18 protein-coding genes are annotated in these 21,333 nt (G+C 64.3%); 7 read left to right on the top strand and 11 right to left on the bottom strand.

Going from position 1 to position 21,333, the window contains the following annotated elements:
• Positions 1–18 precede the first annotated feature (18 nt).
• Complete coding sequence (locus ACEN42_RS16580; RefSeq protein ID WP_371881866.1) at positions 19–270, top strand: AbrB/MazE/SpoVT family DNA-binding domain-containing protein; 252 nt, start codon at positions 19–21, stop codon at positions 268–270.
• Positions 264–614, top strand: coding sequence for a type II toxin-antitoxin system ChpB family toxin (locus tag ACEN42_RS16575; protein ID WP_035509273.1), 351 nt, complete (start codon positions 264–266; stop codon positions 612–614). The genes ACEN42_RS16580 and ACEN42_RS16575 overlap by 7 nt, the downstream gene beginning before the upstream one ends.
• 10 nt (positions 615–624) lie before the next feature.
• Here the strand turns inward: ACEN42_RS16575 and ACEN42_RS16570 are convergent, their stop codons facing one another.
• From ACEN42_RS16570 to fdnG, 3 genes are read right to left on the bottom strand one after another with little or no spacing between them, the layout of a single operon-like run.
• Positions 625–1,275 carry a formate dehydrogenase subunit gamma gene (locus ACEN42_RS16570; protein ID WP_035509275.1) on the bottom strand — a complete coding sequence of 217 codons (651 nt, stop codon included), beginning with the start codon at positions 1,273–1,275 and terminating at the stop codon, positions 625–627.
• Positions 1,262–2,206: a formate dehydrogenase subunit beta gene (gene fdxH / locus ACEN42_RS16565; protein ID WP_238293365.1), complete on the bottom strand. Its 945-nt coding sequence runs from the start codon at positions 2,204–2,206 to the stop codon at positions 1,262–1,264. Before fdxH ends, ACEN42_RS16570 begins: the two co-directional genes overlap by 14 nt.
• 11 nt (positions 2,207–2,217) lie before the next feature.
• Positions 2,218–5,286 carry a formate dehydrogenase-N subunit alpha gene (gene fdnG / locus ACEN42_RS16560; protein WP_238213238.1) on the bottom strand — a complete coding sequence of 1,023 codons (3,069 nt, stop codon included), beginning with the start codon at positions 5,284–5,286 and terminating at the stop codon, positions 2,218–2,220.
• 226 nt (positions 5,287–5,512) lie between these two features.
• Here fdnG and ACEN42_RS16555 point away from each other — a divergent pair, with 226 nt between their 5' ends.
• Complete coding sequence (locus tag ACEN42_RS16555) at positions 5,513–6,856, top strand: YhjD/YihY/BrkB family envelope integrity protein (protein ID WP_371881865.1); 1,344 nt, start codon at positions 5,513–5,515, stop codon at positions 6,854–6,856.
• Between the two features lie 323 nt (positions 6,857–7,179).
• The gene (locus ACEN42_RS16550; RefSeq protein WP_371881864.1) at positions 7,180–8,334 is read left to right on the top strand and encodes a porin; all 1,155 of its coding nucleotides are present in this window, start codon (positions 7,180–7,182) and stop codon (positions 8,332–8,334) included.
• 110 nt (positions 8,335–8,444) lie between these two features.
• Here the strand turns inward: ACEN42_RS16550 and ACEN42_RS16545 are convergent, their stop codons facing one another.
• The 4 genes from ACEN42_RS16545 to ACEN42_RS16530 form a co-directional block, all read right to left on the bottom strand.
• On the bottom strand, positions 8,445–9,308 hold the full coding sequence (locus tag ACEN42_RS16545; protein WP_371881863.1) for a peptidase: 864 nt from the start codon (positions 9,306–9,308) through the stop codon (positions 8,445–8,447).
• Positions 9,309–9,375: 67 nt separating this feature from the next.
• Complete coding sequence (locus tag ACEN42_RS16540; protein WP_371881862.1) at positions 9,376–10,173, bottom strand: transglutaminase N-terminal domain-containing protein; 798 nt, start codon at positions 10,171–10,173, stop codon at positions 9,376–9,378.
• Positions 10,174–10,176: 3 nt separating this feature from the next.
• Positions 10,177–11,130, bottom strand: a complete 954-nt coding sequence (locus tag ACEN42_RS16535; RefSeq protein WP_187608030.1) for an alpha-E domain-containing protein — start codon at positions 11,128–11,130, stop codon at positions 10,177–10,179.
• A 22-nt stretch (positions 11,131–11,152) separates the two neighbouring features.
• Positions 11,153–12,559 carry a circularly permuted type 2 ATP-grasp protein gene (locus ACEN42_RS16530; protein ID WP_035509358.1) on the bottom strand — a complete coding sequence of 469 codons (1,407 nt, stop codon included), beginning with the start codon at positions 12,557–12,559 and terminating at the stop codon, positions 11,153–11,155.
• A gap of 139 nt (positions 12,560–12,698) precedes the next feature.
• On the opposite strand from ACEN42_RS16530, the gene ACEN42_RS16525 reads away from it, so the two are divergent.
• Positions 12,699–14,279, top strand: a complete 1,581-nt coding sequence (locus ACEN42_RS16525; protein ID WP_371881861.1) for an exonuclease domain-containing protein — start codon at positions 12,699–12,701, stop codon at positions 14,277–14,279.
• Between the two features lie 7 nt (positions 14,280–14,286).
• On the opposite strand, the gene ACEN42_RS16520 is transcribed toward ACEN42_RS16525, so the two are convergent.
• Positions 14,287–15,030: an SDR family oxidoreductase gene (locus ACEN42_RS16520; RefSeq protein WP_371881860.1), complete on the bottom strand. Its 744-nt coding sequence runs from the start codon at positions 15,028–15,030 to the stop codon at positions 14,287–14,289.
• Positions 15,031–15,145: 115 nt separating this feature from the next.
• Between ACEN42_RS16520 and ACEN42_RS16515 the strand changes: the two genes are divergently transcribed.
• Positions 15,146–16,045, top strand: coding sequence for a LysR family transcriptional regulator (locus ACEN42_RS16515; protein WP_371881859.1), 900 nt, complete (start codon positions 15,146–15,148; stop codon positions 16,043–16,045).
• 113 nt (positions 16,046–16,158) lie between these two features.
• Here ACEN42_RS16515 and ACEN42_RS16510 read toward each other — a convergent pair whose 3' ends face one another.
• The 3 genes from ACEN42_RS16510 to ACEN42_RS16500 all read right to left on the bottom strand — a co-directional run bounded on the left by ACEN42_RS16510 (position 16,159) and on the right by ACEN42_RS16500 (position 19,861).
• Complete coding sequence (locus tag ACEN42_RS16510) at positions 16,159–16,617, bottom strand: HU family DNA-binding protein (RefSeq protein WP_187608034.1); 459 nt, start codon at positions 16,615–16,617, stop codon at positions 16,159–16,161.
• 221 nt (positions 16,618–16,838) lie between these two features.
• Positions 16,839–17,564: an endonuclease/exonuclease/phosphatase family protein gene (locus ACEN42_RS16505; RefSeq protein ID WP_371881858.1), complete on the bottom strand. Its 726-nt coding sequence runs from the start codon at positions 17,562–17,564 to the stop codon at positions 16,839–16,841.
• Positions 17,561–19,861 carry a VTT domain-containing protein gene (locus ACEN42_RS16500; protein ID WP_371881857.1) on the bottom strand — a complete coding sequence of 767 codons (2,301 nt, stop codon included), beginning with the start codon at positions 19,859–19,861 and terminating at the stop codon, positions 17,561–17,563. Before ACEN42_RS16500 ends, ACEN42_RS16505 begins: the two co-directional genes overlap by 4 nt.
• A 114-nt stretch (positions 19,862–19,975) precedes the next feature.
• Here ACEN42_RS16500 and clcA point away from each other — a divergent pair, with 114 nt between their 5' ends.
• Positions 19,976–21,301, top strand: coding sequence for a H(+)/Cl(-) exchange transporter ClcA (gene clcA / locus ACEN42_RS16495; protein ID WP_371881856.1), 1,326 nt, complete (start codon positions 19,976–19,978; stop codon positions 21,299–21,301).
• Positions 21,302–21,333 lie beyond the last annotated feature (32 nt).

Genomic DNA, 21,333 nt, shown 5'->3' with positions numbered 1-21,333 from the left:
TACATCTCGGAGATTGAAATGGAACTCTCGATTCAAAAATGGGGCAACAGCGCGGCGGTCCGGCTTCCTGCGACGTTGCTCGACCAGGTTCATCTCTCGTTGGGCGACAGGTTGACCGTGGAAGTTCGCCCCGAGGGCATCGTGCTTGCGCCGGCGCGTCCCAGATATTCGCTCGAGGATCTGGTTGCGCAATGCGACCCGAAGGCGCCGCTTCCCGAAGATCTGGCTGCCTGGAACGACACTAAACCGGTGGGACGTGAAGCATGGTAAGACGTGTCAAGTTCGAGCGCGGCGACATAGTGCGGGTGAATCTGAATCCGGCCCTGGGACATGAACAACAGGGAGACTTCCGGCCTGCACTCGTGCTTTCGCCTGCCGTGTTCAACGCGATGGGCGTCGCGCTCGTCGCGCCCATTACGCAAGGCGGCAACTTCGCGCGTTTCGCCGGATTCGCGGTCCCTCTGTCGGGCTCGGGAACGGAAACGCAGGGAGTTGCGCTCGTCAACATGATCCGCACACTCGACCTTGAAGCCCGCGGCGCGCGGAAGATCGAACGCGCCCCGGCCGAAGTCATCAACGATGCACTCGCGCGTCTTCAAACCATTCTCGACTGAATCCCGGCCTCTACTTCCCGATCACATCCCTGAACCACCGCGGATGATGCTTCCTCGCCCATCCATACGTGACCGTGCCGCGCGTCATCGCGCCGATCGACCCTTTCACCCACAGCGCGGCGTAGATATGCACGATGATCGACACGATCAGCACGAACGCCGTCGCCGCATGCACGACCGACGCGATGCGGATCACCGTGATCGGAAAATAGAACGCGAAGTACGCGCGCCATATCACGATCCCGCTCAGCAGCAGCAGCACGAGGCTCGCGACCATCACGAAGAACAGCAGCTTCTGTCCCGCATTGTATTTGCCGATTTCCGGCAGACGATCCTCGCGATTGGTGAGCACGTCGTTCATCTGCTTCATCCACTGGATGTCGTTCCTGTCCAGATAGTTGTGATGCCAGAAGCGCAGCGCGAGGATCAGGAACGAGATGAACATCACGCAGCCGACGAACGGATGCAGAATCCGCGTCCACTGCCCCCCGCCGAAAATCGCATACAGCCATGACATCGACGGATGGAACATCGCGAGCCCGGAAAGCGCGAGCAGCACGAACGTGATCGCGGTGATCCAGTGGTTCGTGCGTTCGTTCGGCGTATAGCGCACGATCAGACGATGGCCCTTCACGTCACGCAGTTCGCTATCGTGTTTCATCTTCGCGCTCCTGTCCGCCTTCCCGCCGACGCCGCACCTCTTCCGCTTCGCGATGCGCTTCCAGTTCGTCTTCCTCGCTGACTTCGTTCGGGCCGATGCGCGTGTAATGGAAGAAGCCCGCGAGCGCCGCCAGCGCGATGCCCGCCATCGCGAGCGGCTTCGTCACGCCCTTCCAGATCGACACGAGCGGGCTGATGTGCGGATCCTTCGCAAGCCCGTGATACAGCTCCGGCTGATCGGCGTGATGCAGCACGTACATCACATGCGTGCCGCCCACGCCCGCCGGATCGTATAGTCCCGCGTTCGCGAAGCCGCGCTCCTTCAGGTCTTCGATACGCTCCGCCGCCTGCGCCTGCATGTCCACCTTGGTGCCGAACATGATCGCGCCGGTCGGACACGTCTTCACGCACGCGGGTTCCTGCCCGACCGCGACGCGGTCCGAACACAACGTGCACTTGTACACGCGATGATCTTCCTTCGAGAGCCGCGGAATGTTGAACGGACAGCCGGTGATGCAGTACCCGCAACCGATGCAGTTCTCCTCGTGAAAATCCACGATGCCGTTCGTGTACTGCACGATCGCGCCCGGCGACGGACACGCCTTCAGACAGCCCGGATCCTCGCAATGCATGCAGCCGTCCTTGCGGATCAGCCATTCGAGGTCGCCCTTCGGATTCTCGTATTCGGTGAAGCGCATCACCGTCCACGAATGCTCCGTGAGGTCGCGCGGGTTGTCGTAGACGCCGGTCGTGTGACCGATGTCGTCGCGCAGGTCGTTCCACTCCATGCAGGCCGTCTGACACGCCTTGCAGCCGATGCACTTCGACACGTCGATGAGCTTCGCCACCGTCCCCGTGACCGGCTCGCGCACCTGCGTCTGCGGCACGGTCGTCGCCGAGAGTCGCTTGATATCGAGCGATTGCAGAGCCATCTCGTTCCCCCTTATGCCTTCTCGACCTTCACGAGAAACGACTTGAACTCCGGTGTCTGCGAGTTTCCGTCGCCCACGGAAGGCGTGAGAGTGTTGACGAGATAGCCCGGCTGCGCGAGGCCCTTGAAGCCCCAGTGCAACGGCAGGCCGACGGTGTGCACCTTCTTGCCCTCCACGGTCAGCGGCTTGATGCGCTTTGTGACGAGCGCCACCGCGACGATATGCCCGCGATTGCTCGACACCTTCACGCGATCTCCCGCGACGACGCCCACTTCCTTCGCATGCTCCTCGCCGATCTCCACGAACTGCTGCGGCTGCACGATCGCGTTCAGGCGCGCGTGCTTGGTCCAGTAGTGGAAGTGCTCGGTGAGCCGGTAGGTGGTCGCGGTGTCCGGGAACTTGTCGGCGGTGCCGAACGCGGCGCGATCGTCGGCGAATACGCGCGCGGCCGGATTGCTCGTCACGGCCTTGTTGTCCGGGAAGAACGGGTTGTAGCCGAGCGGCGTTTCGAACGGTTCGTAATGCGCGGGGAACGGCCCTTCGTTCATGCCGTCGCGCGCGAAGAAACGCGCGACGCCTTCCGGGTTCATGATGAACGGGCTCATGCCCTTGTCCGGCGGCTCGTCGACCTTGAAGTCGGGGATGTCCGGTCCCGTCCACGCGCGTCCGTTCCACGCGACGAGCTTTCTCGACGGATCGAACGGCTTGCCGTTCACATCGCACGATGCGCGGTTGTACAGCACGCGGCGATTCGCCGGCCACGCCCACGCCCAGCCGAGCGTCTGGCCGATGCCCGTCGGGTCCGAGTTGTCGCGCCGGCCCATCTGGTTGCCCGCCTGGGTCCACGAGCCGCAGAAGATCCAGCAGCCGCTCGCGGTCGAGCCGTCGTCGCGCAGTTGCGCGAAGCTCGCCAACTGCTCGCCGCGTTTCGCGAGCACTTTCGTCTGATCGGCGGGATCGGTGACGTCGGCGAGCGCGCGGCCGTTGAACTCCATCGCCATCTCTTCGGGCGTCGGGCTCTCCGGGTCCGCATACGGCCACGTCATCTTCAGGATCGGATCGGGATACTTGCCGCCTTTCTCCTGATAAGCCTTGCGCATGCGCAGCCACAGGCCCGACATGATCTCCAGGTCGCTCTTCGCCTCGCCGGGGGGCGTCGTGCCCTGCCAGTGCCATTGCAGCACCCGCGACGAGCTCACGAGCGAGCCGCGCTCTTCCGCGAAACAGCTCGTCGGCAGACGGAAGACTTCAGTCTGGATCTTCGACGCATCGACATCGTTGAATTCGCCGTGGTTCTTCCAGAACTCCGACGTTTCCGTCGCGAGCGGGTCCATGATGACGAGCCACTTCAGCTTCGACAGGCCCAGCCCGATCTTCGCCTTGTTCGGCGCCGCCGCGAGCGGATTGAAGCCCTGGCAGATATAGCCGTTCATCTTGCCCGCGGCCATCAGCTCGAAGACCTGCAGCATGTCGTAGGACTTGTCGAGCTTCGGCAGGTAGTCGAAGCCGAAGTTGTTTTCTGCCGTCGCGTTGTCGCCCCACCACGATTTCATGAAGCTCACGTGAAACGCACGATAGTTCTTCCAGTAGCTCAGCTGATTCGGCCGCAGCGGCTGCGCCGCGCGCTTCTTGATGAACTCCTCGTAGTCCTGTTCGCCTTCCATCGGCAAGGTCATGTAGCCGGGCAGCAGGTTCGACATCAGGCCGAGGTCCGTCAAGCCCTGAATGTTCGAATGCCCGCGCAGCGCGTTCATGCCGCCGCCCGCGATGCCGATGTTGCCGAGCAGAAGCTGCACCATCGCGCCCGTGCGGATCATCTGCGCGCCGACCGAGTGATGCGTCCAGCCGAGCGCATAGAGGATCGTGCCCGCGCGATTCGGCGCGGCGGTCGTCGCGAGCATCTCGCAGACCTTGAGGAACTTGTCGGTCGGCGTGCCGCAGACTTTCGTCACCATCTCGGGCGTGTAGGCGGCGTAGTGCTGCTTGAGCAGGTTGTAGACGCAGCGCGGATGCTGCAACGTCGGGTCGGTCTTGACGTAGCCGTCCTCGCCGCGCTCGTAGTCCCAGCTCGATTTGTCGTACTTGCGCTTTTCGGCGTCGTAGCCGGAGAACAGGCCGTCCTTGAACGCGAAGTCCTCGCGCACGATGAACGACATGTCCGTGTAATTCTTCACGTACTCGTGCTGGATCTTGTCGTTCGTGAGCAGATAGTTGATGACGCCGCCCAGGAACGCGATGTCCGTGCCGGTGCGAATCGGCGCGTAGAAATCCGCGACCGATGCCGTGCGCGTGAAGCGCGGATCCACGACGATGAGCCGCGCACGCCGATGCGCCTTCGCCTCGGTCACCCATTTGAAGCCGCACGGGTGTGCCTCGGCCGCATTGCCGCCCATCACGAGAATCAGGTCCGTGTTCTTGATGTCGACCCAATGGTTCGTCATCGCTCCACGGCCAAACGTCGGGGCAAGACCTGCCACCGTCGGGCCATGTCAGACACGCGCCTGATTGTCGAATGCGAGCATCCCCCAGCTGCGCACGGTCTTGTGCGTCAGATAGCCGACCTCGTTGCTCGCAGCCGACGCCGCGAGAAAGCCCGAGGTCAGCCAGCGATTGACCTTCTTGCCGTCGGGCGTCGTCTCGACGAAGTTCGCATCGCGATCTTCCTTGAGCAGCACGGCGATGCGGTCGAGCGCCTCTTCCCACGAGATGCGTTTCCACTCGTTCGACCCCGGCGCGCGATGCTCGGGATACGACAGCCGGCTCGGGCTATGAATGAAGTCGATGAGCGAGGCGCCTTTCGGGCAGAGCGTGCCGCGATTGACCGGATGATCCGGATCGCCTTCGATATGGATGATGCTGGCCTTTGCATTCTTGGCGTTGTCGCCGAGGCCGTACATCAGGATGCCGCACCCGACCGAGCAGTACGGGCAGGTATTGCGCGTTTCCGTGGTGCGCGACAGTTTGTACTGCCGGACTTCGGCAAGCGCGGGTGCCGGAGAGAAGCCCATTGCCACCAGGCTCGAACCGGCCAGCGTGCTCGCGGAGACCTTCAGGAACTGTCGCCGTGACATCTGGAGCATGATTGCCCTCGACGCGTCGTAAAGTGGGTTTCTAAAGTATATGGTGACCGATTACATCTCGCAGACGCGTTGACACGGTGTTTGCACCAATGCGCCCGTTCGCCGACACAAACTTCGCTCGTTTAGCAAATCGCAGGCCCGCTTGCGCATGTTCTGGAATGGAACGTGCTCGAACGGATGAACGTCGCCGGGCATCCGCGCTCCATCATCGAATCGAGAGGTCGTCATGAGTTCCGTGTCCACGCAGAAGATCGAAGCGGTCGTGAAAAAAGATGCTTCCTGGGTGCTCGGTGCGCTCAAGCAGTTCTCGGAAAACCGCTGCGCCGCGATGGCCGCGAGCATCGCCTTCTACTCGGCGTTCTCGCTCGCGCCCACGCTTGTCATGGTGATCGCCGTCGCGGGCTGGGTGTTCGGGCCGGAAGCCGCGCGCGGGCAGCTCTTTCATCAGGTGAACGGACTCCTCGGCGATCAGGCCGCCTCCGGCGTGCAGAGCATCGTGGAGAACGCGCATCGCAGCGGCGGGACCGGCATTGCCGCGATCATTTCGTTCATGCTGCTGGCGGTCGGCGCGTCGGCGACGTTTTCATCGCTCAATACGGCGCTCAATATCGTCTGGCCGATGACGGGCGATCAGCGTTCCAGCGTCATGGCGATGGTGCGCGTGCGGCTCGTGTCGTTCGGGCTCGTGCTCGGCGTCGCGTTTCTGCTGATCGTTTCGCTCGTACTCGATACCGCGATTCAGGCGGTCGGCATGTGGCTGTGGGCGAATTCGCCGTTCGTGATCGTCGGCGATGTCGTGCAGCTCGCCGTCGGCCTCGCGATTCTCACGGTCGCGTTCGGCGCACTGCTCAAGTTCTTGCCCGATGCGCCGGTGGAATGGCGCGATGCGCTCGTCGGCGGGCTCGTCGCTGCTTTGCTGTTCTCGGCGGGCAAGAAGCTGTTCGCGCTGTATCTGACGCACGCGGGCACCGCGAGCGCGTTCGGCGCGGCGGGATCGCTCGCGGTGCTGCTGATGTGGCTGTACTTCTCCGCCGCCGTGCTCCTGCTCGGCGCGGAGTTTTCGGCGGCGCGCGCGCGTCTGCATGATCCGCGCGGCGCGTGGGGACAGCAGAACAATGGCCATGTACCTCCAGGAAGCCGCGCGAAGATCGGCTCGATGCTCGCCGCATCGACGCGCTCCGCGACGCCGCTTGCCGCTGGCGCGTCGACGGACGCGCCCATCACGCCGGCGAGCGCTCGCATGGACGCGCCCGTCCCGGTGAGCGCGCGACGTGCGATCGGCGCCCGCGCGCAGCATGCGCAGCAACTGACAGGACAGGCGCGCAAGAAGGTGTCCGCCGTGGCGCGGGCGCTGGAGTTGTCGCGCAAGCTGGCGCGGGCGGAATCGACCGCGACTCGCGTCACCGCGCTCGCGATGGTCGGCGCCGGCCGCAAGGCGTCGAATGCCAACGCGGCGGTGCGGCGGCATCCGTGGCGCGCGGTGCTTTTCGCGGCGAGCGCGGGAATGGCGGTTGCGCTTTTGTCCCGGCGCGATTCCGCACGTGAAGACGCATCGGACTTTCGAAACTGACTTTCACGCGCTGCAACACGGCTGTCCATCCAATCCGAAAAATCAGCCGTCGAGAAAGCGGTTTGTTATTTGAATCGAGCGTAATCGAATATCGGCGCTAAAAATCCCGATTCGAATGTCCGATTGCGCGCGGAACTTTTCCAAGACACGCCTGTCTCCCAAAATTCGTTTTTAGACTGCCGGAAAAACCTTTACAGGCGGGCGTCAGACCCGAGTGTGTGTTTTTCGAGACAGTCAATATTTTTTCGTTTCTTAAGTTACGAAACGTTGCGTTATTCTCTGCGCCGGCAACAACGATTTTAATCATTCGCGTGGAGAATTCGATGAAACGAATCGCACTGACGTCCCTCTCGCTGGCGCTCCTCGGCGCAGCAGGTGCGGCGCAAGCACAAAGCAGCGTCACGCTCTATGGCGTGATCGATACCGGTCTCGCTTACGTGAGCCACGCCAACGAAAACGGCGACCATCTGTTCGGCATGGTCAACGGCACGCTCTCCGGCCCGCGTTGGGGCTTGAAGGGTCAGGAAGACCTGGGTGGCGGCCTGAAGGCAATCTTCCAGTTGGAAAGCGGCTTCGATCCGGGCACGGGCCAGTCGAACCAGAACGGTCGCCTGTTCGGCCGTCAAGCGTTCGTCGGTTTGAGCGGCAACCAGTGGGGTACGGTCACGTTGGGTCGTCAGTATGACCCGTCCGTCGACATGGTTCAGGGCCTCACGGGCGACAACTACTGGGGCGCTGCAGTCGCAACGCCGGGCGACGTCGACAACTACGACAACAGCCTGCGCGTGAACAACGCCGTCAAGTACGTTTCGCCGGTGTTCGGTGGCTTCCAGTTCGAAGGCATCTACGGCTTCAGCAACCTGGCGGGCACGACCGGCCAGGGCCAGACCTGGGGCGGTGCGGCAACGTACGGCAACGGTCCGTTCTCGATCGCGGCCAGCTACCTGTACGTGAACAACCCGTCGGCGAACCGCGCGGCCGGCTGGAACAGCCCGTCGTCGGACTCGCTGTTCAACACGGTCATCAACGCCGGCTACGACACGGCCCACGCGATCGGTATCGCGCGCGGTGCAGGCCAGTACGTGTTCGGCCCGTTCACGGTCGGCGCTTCGTACAGCTTCGCGCAGTACAAGAACGACGGCAACTCGACGTTCACGGAACAAGAGAAGTTCAACGTGGCCAACACGTACCTGAACTTCCAGCTGACGCCGGCAACGCTGCTCGGTCTGGGCTACACGTACACGCACGCAAGCGGCGATACGTCGGCGAACTACCACCAGGTCACGATCGGCGCGGACTACTCGCTGTCGAAGCGCACCGACGTCTACGCTGTCGGCGCCTATCAGCACGCGAGCGGCACGCAGCGCAACGCGGACGGCACGACGCAAGAAGCGCAAGCCTCGATCAGCGACTTCGGTTTCGCCAGCGGCCGCAGCCACCAGGAACTGGTGCTCATCGGTCTGCGCCACAAGTTCTAAGAACAACCGACTGGCGCGGCACGCAAGTGCCGCGCCGGGAGGACCGCAGTACCCTCGAACAGCCATCGGTTTTCCGATGGCTGTTTTTTTTCGTGCTCGCGATTGTTACGTCAGAGCTGCGGCGCGTTGCCCTTTTCGACGTCTTCCGCGAGTGTCTGCGCAGGCGCGCCCGGACACGGCAGGTCACCGATGACGAGCCGCGGAACCGTGCTGCGCGTTTCGCGGGGGCGCAGCGGGACGTTGTCGAGCTCGGTCCAGGAAGGGTTCGGAATCTCGCCGAAGAGCTGCCTCAGACGCTCGCCCCACGTCTTGTTGATCATCTGGTAATAGGCGCTGTTGTTGTCGAGCGTGGCGAAGCGCGTGACGCGCAGCGAGTCCTTTTCATAGACCAGCAGATCGAGCGGCAGACCGACCGAAAGATTCGAGCGCAGTGTTGAATCCATCGAAATGAGCGCGCATTTCGCGGCTTCGTCGAGCGGCGATGCCGGCGTGATGACGCGATCGATGATCGGCTTGCCGTACTTCGATTCGCCGATCTGAAAATACGGCGACACGCGCGTCGATTCGATGAAATTACCCGCCGCATAGATCATGAAAAGACGCGGGGGCTGGCCGCAAATCTGTCCGCCGAGGATGAAGCTGCAATTGAAGTCGACGCTGAACTCCGCGAGCGACAGCGCGTCGCGCCGATGCACCTCCCGCACCGCATCGCCGACGATACGCGCCGCTTCCGCCATCGTCGGCGCGCTGTAGAGCGTGGGTGCGCCGGGGTCGGTCGGTTCCGCGAGCAGATGCGTCACGGCCTGGGTCAGCGCGAGATTGCCCGCCGCGAGCAAAACGATCACGCGCTCGCCCGGTTGTTCGAAAACAACCATCTTGCGCGCGGCGCTCACGTGGTCCACGCCGGCGTTGGTGCGCGTGTCGGACAGGAACACGAGTCCCTCCTCCACGCACATGCCCACGCAATAAGTCATGTCAATCGATCCTGAAACAAGCAAACCCTCATTGTACTGAGCGCGAACGCGCGTCGCATCCCTCCCGTTACTGATCCCACAGCGTGTCGATACCGACGTGCACCGAGAGCGTCTCCTCCTTGCCGCCCACACGCGAGCCGCGCATCGGCGCTGCCGCCTCGTGGTCCCGCGCCACCGCGAGCCGGCAGTGGCGCTCGCCCGCGAACGCGCCCTGGGTCGCATCCACCGATATCCAGCCGTGTTCCACCCAGACATCGGTCCATGCGTGCATCGTCACGGCCTCGTCCGCGCCGGCGTCGAAATAGCCGCTCACGCAGCGCGCGGGCACGCCTCGCGCGCGGCAGCACGCGAGCAGCAGATGCGCGATATCGCGCGCGTCGCCTAAGCCGCTCGCGATCGCCAGCGCGGCCGTGCCCGCGGCATACGCCGGCTCGCTGCGATACAGCACGCGCTCGCCGATGCGCTCCGCCAGCGAGACGAGCGACGCGGGCGTATCGAGCGACGGCACGCTGTGCGCGAGCGCGCGGATCGCGGCATCGGGCATCGTGAGCGGCGTCGCGCAGGTGAAATGCTCGAGCGGAATCGGCCCGGCTTCGTCGAAGAGACGGCCATCGGGCAGCGCTTCCGTCGCGACTTCGCCCGTCACGCTCACGTGAATCTCGCTGTGCGGCTTCGTCAGCACGAGCGTGTGCAGCGCGTTGCCATAGGCGTCGCGCGCCGCATCGAGCTTGCCCGGCGCTTCGACATGCCAGTGCCGCACGATCTGCGAAGCGCCGCTCGCCGGGCTCACGCGAAACTGCCGGATCGAATACGTCACGGGCGTGGCGTAGTGGTAGCGGATGTCGTGGCGTATGGTCAGCAGCATGATTCACGCAATCTGCAACATGAGGAAGGTGTGCATCACTTGCAGGCCGAGTTCATCGACGCGCTTCAGGAACTGCGTGAGCCACGCGTGCACGCCCGTCTCCAGAATCAGCCGGATGTCGGAGTACAGCACGTCCGCGCGCAGCTTGCCCGCGAAGCGCTCGCAATCCTTCGACGCATCCGTGCGCAGCTTCGCGAGCGTATCGCAGACGCCATCGAGCGAGGCGAGCAGCGAGCGCGGCATCTGCTCGTTGAGAATCAGCAGTTCGACGACGCGCGCCGGCGTCACGACATCGCGATACACCTTGCGATATATCTCCAGCGCCGACACCGAACTGAGGATCGACGTCCAGTAATAGAAGTCTTCGAGCTGGCGCGCCGCCTCGCGCGAGTTGGGCGTCGCATCGGCGAAGCGCACATCGAGAATGCGCGCCGTGTTGTCCGCGCGTTCGAGATAGGCGCCGAGCTGCATGAAGAAGAACGCGTCGTCGCGCAGCGCGGTGCCCTGCATCACGCCGCGGCACAGATTGGAGCGGTACTTGACCCATTCGAACAGCGCGTCCGGGCCCGTTTCGAGTTCCCTGTTCGCAAGCCGCTGATTGAATTCGAGCCACGTGAAGTTGATCGTCTCCCAGCCTTCCGTCGTGAGCGTGCCGCGCACCGCCCGCGCGTTCTCGCGCGTCGCCTGGAGGCAGGAGAGGATGCTCGACGGATTGCGCGCATCGGCGACCATGAAATGCAGCATGTCGTCGCGCGAGGACGATCCCGGATGACGCTCGTCGAACATCTCCTCAAGCTCGGATATCTTCAGCACCGAGCGTTGCCCGCGCGCCTCCTGTTCGGGCGTTTGCGGCAGGAGCGCGCCTTCCATGTCGATGTCGAGCATGCGCGCGGTATTCTCCGCGCGTTCCATGTAGCGCGCCATCCAGAACAGGTGATCGGCAGTGCGGCTCAGCATGAGGTCATGTGCGGTAAGTGAGTCAATCGACCATCCAGGTATCTTTCGTCCCGCCGCCTTGCGACGAATTGACGACGAGCGAGCCTTCCCGCAGCGCGACGCGCGTGAGGCCGCCCGCGCACATCGACACTTCGCGGCCGGAGAGCACGAACGGCCGCAAGTCGATATGACGCGGCGCGATGCCCGCATCCACGAAGGTCGGGCACGCGGAGAGCGCGAGCGTCGGCTGGGCGATATAGCCTTCGGGCCGCGCCAGCAACAGCGCGCGAAACGCTTCGATCTCGTCCTTCGTCGATGCCGGCCCGACGAGCATGCCGTAGCCGCCCGCGCCGTGCACTTCCTTCACGACGAGCTCCGCCAGATGCGCGAGCGTGTACGCGAGATCGTCCGGCTTGCGGCACTGATAGGTGGGCACATTGTTGAGGATCGGTTTCTCGCCGAGATAGAACTCGATCATGTCGGGCACGAACGGATAGATCGATTTGTCGTCGGCGATGCCGGTGCCCATCGCGTTCGCGAGCGTCACGCGGCCCGCGCGATACGACGTCAGCAAGCCCGGAATGCCGAGCGCCGAATCCGCACGGAACGCGAGCGGATCGAGAAAGTCGTCGTCCACGCGGCGATAGATCACGTCGACGCGGCGCGGCCCGTGCGTCGTGCGCATGAAGACGTAGTTGTCGTCGACGAAGAGATCCTTGCCTTCGACGAGCTCCACGCCCATCTGCTGCGCGAGGAACGTGTGCTCGAAATACGCCGAGTTGTACATGCCGGGCGTCAGCACGACGACGGCCGGGTCGTCGACACCTTCGGGCGCGATCGAACGCAGGGTCTCCAGCAACAGATCGGGATAATGCGCGACCGGCGCGACGCGGTTCTGCACGAACAGTTCGGGGAAGAGCCGCATCATCATCTTGCGGTTTTCGAGCATGTACGAAACGCCCGAGGGCACGCGCAGATTGTCTTCGAGCACATAGAACTCGCCCGCGCCACCCGCGCGCACGACATCGACGCCCGCGATATGCGCGTACACGTCGAGCGGCACGTCCACGCCCTGCATCTCCGGCCGATACTGCGCGTTCGTATAGACCTGCTCCGCGGGAATGCGCCCGGCAAGCACGATATCGCCGTTGTGATAGACGTCGTGCAGAAAGAGATTGAGCGCCTGCACGCGCTGCCGCAAACCGGCTTCGAGCACGCGCCATTCGTCGCCGGGAATGATGCGCGGAATCATGTCGAAGGGAATCAGCCGCTCGGTGCCGGACAGGTCGCCGTTCACCGCGAACGTGATGCCGACGCGCCGGAACAGCACGTCCGCCTCCGCCCGCTTGCGCGCGATCGTCTCGGGGCTCTGCATTGCGAGCCAGCGCGAAAACCGTGCGTAGTGACGGCGCACGGAGTCGTCCTGACGCATTTCATCGTAGATCTGCATCATTGCGTCCTTCGCGTTGTTTCAGCGGCTTTTTCGCAGTATCGAACGAAAGCACTTCGCGCGTGCGAATTTTTTAACGTGCCGCAATGGTGCATGCCCGTTTGCGCTAGACTCGGCGTTCATGCTCAACGTTTCACCCATGTCCGACACGCTCGAAGAAGAAACCGACTCCCTCGCCGATGCCCTGCTCGCGGGACTCGCGCGCCCGATCGTGTTCGTCGATCTGGAAACCACGGGCTCGAACGCAACCGAGGATCGCATCACCGAGATCGGCGTGGTGGAAGCGAGCACGGCGGGCATCGAGCGCTGGAGCGTGCTCGTCGATCCGGGCGTGCCGGTGCCGCCTTTCATCTCGCGCCTGACCGGCATCGAAGATTCGATGCTGCGCGGCCAGCCGAGCTTCGAATCGCTCGCGCCCGCGCTCGCCGAACGTCTTCATGGCAAGCTCTTCGTCGCGCACAACGCGCGCTTCGATTACGGCTTTCTCAAGAACGAGTTCCGGCGCGCGGGCATCGCGTTTCGCGCGGATACGCTGTGCACGGTGCGGCTCTCGCGCGCGCTCTTTCCATCGGTGGAGCGGCATGGTCTCGATGCGCTCATCGCGCGCCTGAATCTCGCGCCCGAAGGACGCCATCGCGCGCTCGCCGATGCCGATCTCCTATGGCAGTTCTGGCAGAAGATTCACGCGCTCTATTCGCAGGATCTCGTCGATGCCGCCATCAAAACGCTGGTGCGGCGCGCGAGCTTGCCCGCCGCGCTGCCCGAAGGCGCGCTCGATGCGTTGCCATCGACGCCCGGCGTCTATCTCTTTCACGGCGACCAAGACGTGCCGCTCTATGTCGGCAAGAGCATCAACGTGAAACAGCGCGTCGCGGCCCATTTTTCGGGCGATCACAGGCTTCAGAAGGACTTGTCGATCTCGCAGGCCATCCGTCGCATCGAATGCCGGGAGACGGTCGGGGAACTCGGCGCGCTGCTGCTCGAAGCGAAGCTCGTGAAGGCATTGAAGCCGACGCACAATCGCCTGCTGAAGGGCGCGTCGGGCACGTGCGCATGGAAGTGGCTGCCGGGCGCGAGCGCACCGGCGCTCGTGAAGGCGAACCGGCGCGATCTGTCGCGCGAGGATCATCTATTCGGCGTGTTCGCATCGCGCGCGAAGGCGCTTGCGTTCATGCGCCGTGTCGCCGACGAACACACGCTCTGTCACGCGACGCTCGGACTCGAAAAAGCGCCGCTGTCCCTTGGCCGCGGCTGCTTCGGCTATCAGGTGAAACGCTGCCTCGGATCGTGTGCGGGAGCGGAAGCGCTCGCGGATCACGCGACCCGCGCGCTTGCCGCGCTCGATCATGCGCGCCTCGTGAAATGGCCGCATGAAGGGCCGATCGCCATTGCCGAGCGCGACGAACAAACCGGCCGCGAGGCATGGCACGTGATCGATCGATGGAGCTATATCGGCACATGCGCGACGCGTGCCGACATCGCGCCGCTGCTCGCCGATGCACCCGATCTGCGTCCTTTCGATTCCGACGTGTACAGCCTGATCGCGAAACGTCTCGCGTCAGGACAGCTCGCGTGGATCGCCTGCGATGCGCGGCCGGCGTTTCATCTCGTCGTGCAGGACGCGCCTGTGCGCGCGGTCGCCGCAACCATCACACAGCAGACGAAACGCGCGACGAAACCCCGCGCCATCGCCATCGATCAGTTCGCGCTGATGTTCTAGGCGCGGCTCACGCGATGCCGCCGTTCGCGCGCAGCACCTGTCCGTTGACCCAGCCCGCATCCGGCCCGACGAGAAACGCGACCACCGACGCGATATCGTCCGGCTGACCGAGTCTTTCCAGCGGCGGCATCTTCGAGAACGTGGCGATCTGTTCGTCGGTCTTGCCGTCGAGAAAGAGCGACGTCGCTACCGGCCCCGGCGCAACCGCGTTCACCGTGATGCCGCGTCCGCGCAACTCCTTCGCGAATACATGCGTGAACGATTCGATCGCGGCCTTCGTCGCGTTATAGATCGCGTAACCAGGCATGTTGAGCGCGAGCGTCGTGCTCGAGAAATTGACGATGCGTCCGCCGCCGTTCATGCGCGCCGCCGCTTCGCGGAGCGTGTTGAAGGTGCCACGCACGTTGATATCGAAGGTCTGCTCGTAGAGCGCGTCACTCGTGTCGGCGAGCGGCACGGTCTTGAGCACGCCCGCGTTATTGATCAGCGCATCGATCTTGCCGAGTTCCGCTTCGACGGTCTCGAACATGCGGTGCACGTCGTCGGCGTTGGCGACATCCGCCTTCACCGCGATCGATGCGCTTCCCGCTTCGCGCAATTCGGCGACGAGCGCATCCGCTTCCTTCGCGCTCGACGCATAGTTCACCGCGACCGCGAAGCCGTCGCGCGCGAGACGCCGCGCGATCTGTGCGCCGATGCCGCGCGATGCACCCGTGACGACGGCCACGCGCTTCGTATTGATCTGACTCATGATGTGCTCCTCAAGGAAAGCTGTTCGATGGGAAGCATGATGAATCATTCCGTTTCCGCGATCATCGCGTGTGGCTTAGTATCATCGTTCCAGTTGCTTCAACAATCTCGAACTCATGGATCGATTCCAGGAAATGCAGGTCTTCGTGCGCATCGCGGAGCGGCACAGCTTCACGCAGGCCGCCGACGATCTGCAGATACCGCGCGCCACCGTCACCAATCTGATGAAGCGCATGGAAGAGCGGCTCGGCGCGCGCCTGCTCGAACGCACGACGCGCACCGTGCGTCTCACGCATGACGGCGAGGAACATTATCGGCGTTGCGTGCGTCTGATCGCGGATCTTGAGGAAGCGGAAGGCTCGTTCCGACATACTGCGCCGAAGGGTCTGTTGCGCGTGAACCTGCAAGGCACGCTCGCGCGGCACTTCATCATGCCGGGACTGCCCGCGTTTCTCGAACGGCATGCGCAGATCGAACTGCATATCGGCGAGGACGACAGGCTCGTCGATCTCGTGCGCGAAGGTGTGGATTGCGTGCTGCGCGCGGGCACGTTGCAGGATTCGTCGATGATCGGCCGGCGCGTTGCGCTGCTCGAACAGGTGACCGTCGCGAGTCCCGCGTATCTCGCGCGTGAAGGCGTGCCGCATGATCTCGAAGCGCTGGCGTCGCATCGCGCGGTGAACTTCGTATCGAGCGCGACGGGCCGCGTGCTGCCGCTGGAATTCACGGTCGATGAGCGTATCGAGACCATCGAACTGCGTGCGGCGATTTCGGTGTCGGGCGTCGAACTCTATACGCAAGCGGCGATCGCAGGGCTCGGCATCGTGCAGGTGCCGCGCTATCACATCGACGATGCGCTCGCCGATGGCCGTCTGCAAGTCGTGCTTCCCGACCTTCCGCCTCCGCCCATGCCCGTCTCCGTGCTCTATCCGCAGAACCGTCAGCTCTCCGCACGCGTACGGGTTTTCGCGGACTGGTTGAGCGAGGTCTTCGCGCCATTCAACGTGCGCAGCTGATCGAAACGCACAAGCAAAAGAGGCCAGCATCCCACTGAAGGGAAGCTGGCCTCTTTTTCATCGAGCTTCGATTTCACCAACGAAACCAAAGCCGCAACGCAGGCTAGAGAAACTTAAGCCGCTGCGTCCTTCAGCTTCTTCAACGCGCGCGCCTTGATGCGAACGCTTGCCGGCTTGGCCGGGAACCAGCGCTCTGCGCCCGTGAACGGGTCCTTGCCGAAGCGCTTCTTCTTCGCCGGCACGGATTGCGCGGAGATCTTCAGCAGGCCCGACAGCGTGAATTCGCCGGCGCCCTTCTTGTGGATCGAACCGAGAATGGTGTCTTCCAGCGCGACCAGCACGGCCTTCACAGCCTTGAGATCGACAGCGGCGCGATCTGCGAGATGCGTCGCGAGCGATGCCTTCGTGAACGTATCCTTGATCGGCGAGGGAGCGCCCGTGGTCTTCTTCGCGGCTACTTTCTTCGCGGCAACCTTCGGTGCTGCAGCTTTCTTCGCCGGTGCGGCGGCGGTCTTCGCCGTGGCCTTCTTGGCCGGGGCCTTCTTTGCAGCGGTTTTAGCGGAAGTCGGCATGTTTCTCCTACCTGTTTTTTGGTCAGTGATATTCGAATACGTTCGCACCGATGCGTTCGTATCACGCCGGATTCTACATAGGCCAAGCGAGTTCGTGCGAGTCTTTTGCGCTTTTATATCGTTTTTATAGGGGTTTTTCGTGGTGTCGCGCTGACACGCGAGCCATGAAGGCATCCTTGGCGATGTTCTTCGCTGCGTTTACATCGAACACGTCATGCGTTTTAACCCTGCATGGACGATGCAAACGCGCGATGCGCGATGTGAGCGATGAGCGGATAGTGATCGGAAGCGACGCGCGACAGCCGTGTGCGATGCACGTCGACACGCATGAGACGCTCGCCGGGATGCACCCAGATGCGATCGAGCGCGAAGAGCGGATAGCGCGTCGGAAAGGTGCGCAACGCGCTCGCGCGATGAAAGTGCGTGACGAGCCGTCGCAACGTGCGGCCATAGACGAACCACTCGTTGAGATCGCCGAGCAGGATCACGGGCAGCGCGGGCGTATCGAAGTTTTGCAACACTCGCTCCACTTGTGCACGCCGCTCGCTCGATGCAAGACCGAGATGCGTCGCGACGACGCGCCACAGTTCGCCGCCGCAATCGATGTCGGCATCGAGTGCGCCGCGCGGCTCGCGGCTTCTGAACGACAGATCGAGCGTGCGCACCGCGCGCACCGGATAGCGCGTGAGCACCGCGTTGCCGTAACGGCGCTCGGGCGTATCGAGCGTCGGGCCCGCGACCGCGTGAAGGTTCGTCATGCGTTGCAGCACGTCGAGCACATCGGGCGAGCCGCTGCCGCCGAGCGGCACTTCCTGCAGCGCGAAGATGTCGGCATCGATCTCCGCGAGCACTGCGCCGATGCGCTCGGGCGAGAACTTCCCGTCGATGCCTATCGCGCCATGCAGGTTGTATGTCGCGATACGCAGCTCTCCACGCATCGACGTCATGAGTTGACCTCGTCGGGCCGCTCGTTTCTCGTCGATGCGCGCGCCGCCGCATCGCGCGGCATCGTGCCGTTCTCGCGCAGCTCGCTCGCGCGCCGGGCTTCGTCGCTTGCGCGCGGCTTGTCGGCATCGCCCGGCGCGCCTTCGTGGGCTTCCTTCTGATCCGCGCGGCCGAGAAAGCGTTGCAGCAGCAGCGACACGCCGATCAACACCGCGCCGATGCCGATCAGCACCGCGAACGAGCCGATCGTCGGCCGATGCAGCGAAGCGACGAGCTGATGCGCGAACGCGACCGTCAGAAGGATGCCGGGACCCATGCCGAGCATCGTGCCGATCATGAAGTCGCGCATGCGGATATGCGATGCGCCCGCGACCAGATTGACGATCGCAAACGGCGCGACCGGCAGCAGCCGCAACACGACCACCGCGACGATGCCGCGCTTCGCGACGCGCTCGGACAGCCGGTTCACGCGCGCGCCCGCGAGCTTGCGCACCGCATCGCGGCCGAGCCAGTTGCCGAGCGAATAGGAAATGGCCGCCGCGATCGTCGTACCGAGGAACGCGTAAGCGCCGCCCCATGACGCGCCGAAGACGAGGCCCGTCGCCGCGATGAGCAGCGTGATCGGCACCGACATGACCGCCGCGACGACGTAACAGACGACGATCCACAACGGCGCGAGCGGCAGCGAGTCTATATGGCGCGTTGCGCTCGTGAGCGACTTCAGGTTCGCGTAGTCGCCGAGCGGCGTCCAGTGCCACAGCGCCGCCACCACCACGATCATCAGCGCGAACACGCCGAGCAGCGCGAAGCGTCCGATGAGCGGGCGCGTCTTCTCCGCGGGCACGAACTGATCGACGAGTTCGTCGGCGGCGATCGGCGTTTCGGGATCGATCAGCGCTTCGGGCGGAATCAGCTGATCGAGTTCCGTCGACACTTGCGGGTCGAGTGGCACCAGCGTGCGATGCTCGTCGCGATCGCGCAGCAGCGCCTGGATCGCGGCGTTCATGCCGCCGCGTGCGTCGCGCTCGCGCACGACATCCGCGACCTCGCAGCCGAGATGCTCCGCGAGCAGCGTGTCGCGCATCGTCGCGATCGCGCGGCGGATGCGCGCATCGGCGCCCGCGTCGATCGACACGTTGCACTCGCTGTCGAGCACCATCGAACGATTGTTCAGGTTGGCCGAGCCGACGATCAGCAATTCATCGTCGACGATCATCAGCTTGCTGTGCACGTTGACGATTTCGTCGCCGAGATTCGGCACGCTCGGGCACAGCAACCGGTAGCGGCCATGCGTATCGGCGCGCCTGAGCAGCGTGTGCAGACGCGCGCGCAGCACGCCCATCGTCACTTCCTGCAGCCAGCCGCTCTGATTGCGCGGCACGACGATGGCGAGATCGGGGCCGTCCTCGCGCGCGAGCGAATCGGCGAGCGCAGCGCCGACCGTGCCGGATGTGAAGTACTGGTTCTCGATATAGATGCTGCGCCGCGCCCGCGCGATGGCGTCGAGATACTGCGTGCGAATCTGCTGCACCGGCGCGCGGCCGAGATAGTCGGGCTCGGTGAGCGAGATGGCGATATCGACATCATCGAGATCGACGCGTCGCGAAGGCGGCCACGGGTCTTGCTGAAAGGCCGCGCGATGCGCGCGGATCGCGAGACGCTTGTCGCATGCGCGCGCCCATCGTTCGCGTGCTAGCAGGCCGATCTCGCGTGCGGCGTCGCCGTCGAACATCGTGTGGACGTCGTGGAACGGCTGATAGGCCGCGCCGTTCGCATCGCGGCGCAGCGGCTCGTCGGGCGCGTGCGCGGTCGTATCCCAGCGCGAGCGCGTGAGATCGAGACCGCCGACGAATGCGAGACGATCGTCGATCACGACGATCTTCTGATGTTGCGAGCCGCCGAGCGGATGCTTGCCATCCATCTGGAACGCGATGCGCCGGTTCGTGCGCCAGCCCATCTTGTAGACCGGCAGCCACTCGCGCTCGAATGCATAGAGCATCGCGAAATCCCACGCGAGAATGTAGATGCGCAGGCGTCGCTTGTCGCCCGTGATCGCGTGCAGAAAATCGCCGAGCGCTTCGGGATAACCATCGTCCGCGCCTTCGGGCGTGAGCTTCATGCGGCTGTCGATGTCCCAGCCGAGGATGAACACGGTGCGTTCCGCGCGCGTGAGCGCCTCGCGCAGCACGCGGAAATAATCCGCGCCGTCGATGAGCAAGCTGAAGCGCTCTGCATGACGCACGCTCGCGCAATTGCGTCCTGGCTGGAAAAACGGCTCGTCGTGATTGGCTTGACTCATGTGCTCTCGACAGCACTCCGCGTCGAAATAACTTTCGTTTTGCAAGCACCATGCCCGCCGCGCCGCGCGGTGATACGCTTCGTTGCATTTGCCGATTCCGGAGCGAGCTGCCCGATGAACGACAACGAAGTCAACAATCAGGACGACGAGCACGCGGGACTCGTCGCGCTCGCGGCGGCATCGGTCGTCGTGGGCGCGGTGACGGGCGCGATCGGCGTGCTCTTTCGCTTCGCGCTCGAAGGTGCCGATACATGGCGCAACGCGTTCGTCGCGTGGGCTCACGCGGGACACGACTGGGCGTTCGTGCTCGTCGTGCTTGCGGCGACGGCGGCCGCCGCGCTCGCCGCGTGGCTCGTCGCGCGCTTCGCGCCGATGGCGAGCGGCAGCGGCATTCCGCATGTCGAAGCGGTGCTGCACGGCAGATTGCCGCCCGCGCCGCTCGTGCTCATTCCGATCAAGTTCGTGGGCGGCGTGCTCGCCATCGGCGCGGGGCTCGCGCTCGGCCGCGAAGGGCCGACAGTGCAGATGGGCGCATCGATCGCGCATGCCATCGGCACGTTCTTCAGGCGCAACGTCGTCGATTGCCGCGTGCTGCTCGCGGCCGGCGCGGGCGCGGGGCTCGCGACCGCGTTCAATGCGCCGATCGCGGGCGCCGTGTTCGTGCTCGAAGAACTCACGCGCCGCTTCGATGCGCGCACGGCGGTCGCGGCGCTCGGCGCATCGGCGAGCGCGATCGCGATGGCGCGTCTTCTGCATGGCGACTTCCCCGACTTCCATCTCCCGGCGCAACCGTTTCCCGGCTTCGAGATGACCGGCGCGCATCTGTTGCTCGGCGCGTTGCTGGGTCTGCTCGGCGCGGCGTATAGCCGGCTCATCGTCTGGACGCTCGACATCGCCGACTCTTTCGGGCCGTCCGGATCGGTGAAACACGCGACGATGCGCGCGGCGATGGTCGGCGCGGCGGTCGGCCTGCTCGCCTGGTTTGCGCCGGATCTCGCCGGTGGCGGCGATGCGCTGACCGAACGCGCGCTCCTCGGCAGCGGCACGCTCGCGGGCGTCGCCGCGATGTTCGCGTTGCGCTTCTTGCTCGGCCCGGTGTCGTACGCGGCGGGCGCGCCCGGCGGCATCTTCGCGCCGATGCTCGCGCTCGGTGCGCAGATGGGCCTCCTGTTCGGCCGCGTGTGTCTCGACTGGTTCCCCGGTATGGCGCCCGCAACCGGCGACACGGGCACGTTCGCGGTGGTCGGCATGGCGGCGTTCTTCGTCGCGGTGGTGCGTGCGCCGGTCACGGGCATCGTGCTCGTCACCGAGATGACGGCGAGCTTCACCCTGCTCCTGCCGATGCTCACCGCCTGCTTCACCGCGATGGTCGTGCCGATGCTCCTGCGCGTGCCGCCGATCTACGATTCGCTCGGCGACCGGGCGGCCGAAAGGCGCTAGCGCCTGCGTCCTGCATGCGCGAAGCCGTTGCG

The sequence above is a fragment of the Caballeronia sp. S22 genome, assembly GCF_964261745.1.
Taxonomy (GTDB): Bacteria; Pseudomonadota; Gammaproteobacteria; order Burkholderiales; family Burkholderiaceae; genus Caballeronia; species Caballeronia jiangsuensis.
This window is presented reverse-complemented; position numbering and strand designations above follow the sequence as displayed.

Bases quoted from the DNA above. Each gene is read 5' to 3' on its own strand.
- ACEN42_RS16580 (WP_371881866.1), top strand. From the start codon at position 19: ATGGAACTCTCGATTCAAAAATGGGGCAACAGCGCGGCGGTCCGGCTT.
- ACEN42_RS16575 (WP_035509273.1), top strand. From the start codon at position 264: ATGGTAAGACGTGTCAAGTTCGAGCGCGGCGACATAGTGCGGGTGAAT.
- ACEN42_RS16570 (WP_035509275.1), bottom strand. From the start codon at position 1,275: ATGAAACACGATAGCGAACTGCGTGACGTGAAGGGCCATCGTCTGATC.
- fdxH (WP_238293365.1), bottom strand. From the start codon at position 2,206: ATGGCTCTGCAATCGCTCGATATCAAGCGACTCTCGGCGACGACCGTG.
- ACEN42_RS16555 (WP_371881865.1), top strand. From the start codon at position 5,513: ATGAGTTCCGTGTCCACGCAGAAGATCGAAGCGGTCGTGAAAAAAGAT.
- ACEN42_RS16550 (WP_371881864.1), top strand. From the start codon at position 7,180: ATGAAACGAATCGCACTGACGTCCCTCTCGCTGGCGCTCCTCGGCGCA.
- ACEN42_RS16545 (WP_371881863.1), bottom strand. From the start codon at position 9,308: ATGACTTATTGCGTGGGCATGTGCGTGGAGGAGGGACTCGTGTTCCTG.
- ACEN42_RS16540 (WP_371881862.1), bottom strand. From the start codon at position 10,173: ATGCTGCTGACCATACGCCACGACATCCGCTACCACTACGCCACGCCC.
- ACEN42_RS16535 (WP_187608030.1), bottom strand. From the start codon at position 11,130: ATGCTGAGCCGCACTGCCGATCACCTGTTCTGGATGGCGCGCTACATG.
- ACEN42_RS16530 (WP_035509358.1), bottom strand. From the start codon at position 12,559: ATGCAGATCTACGATGAAATGCGTCAGGACGACTCCGTGCGCCGTCAC.
- ACEN42_RS16525 (WP_371881861.1), top strand. From the start codon at position 12,699: ATGTCCGACACGCTCGAAGAAGAAACCGACTCCCTCGCCGATGCCCTG.
- ACEN42_RS16520 (WP_371881860.1), bottom strand. From the start codon at position 15,030: ATGAGTCAGATCAATACGAAGCGCGTGGCCGTCGTCACGGGTGCATCG.
- ACEN42_RS16515 (WP_371881859.1), top strand. From the start codon at position 15,146: ATGGATCGATTCCAGGAAATGCAGGTCTTCGTGCGCATCGCGGAGCGG.
- ACEN42_RS16510 (WP_187608034.1), bottom strand. From the start codon at position 16,617: ATGCCGACTTCCGCTAAAACCGCTGCAAAGAAGGCCCCGGCCAAGAAG.
- ACEN42_RS16505 (WP_371881858.1), bottom strand. From the start codon at position 17,564: ATGACGTCGATGCGTGGAGAGCTGCGTATCGCGACATACAACCTGCAT.
- ACEN42_RS16500 (WP_371881857.1), bottom strand. From the start codon at position 19,861: ATGAGTCAAGCCAATCACGACGAGCCGTTTTTCCAGCCAGGACGCAAT.
- clcA (WP_371881856.1), top strand. From the start codon at position 19,976: ATGAACGACAACGAAGTCAACAATCAGGACGACGAGCACGCGGGACTC.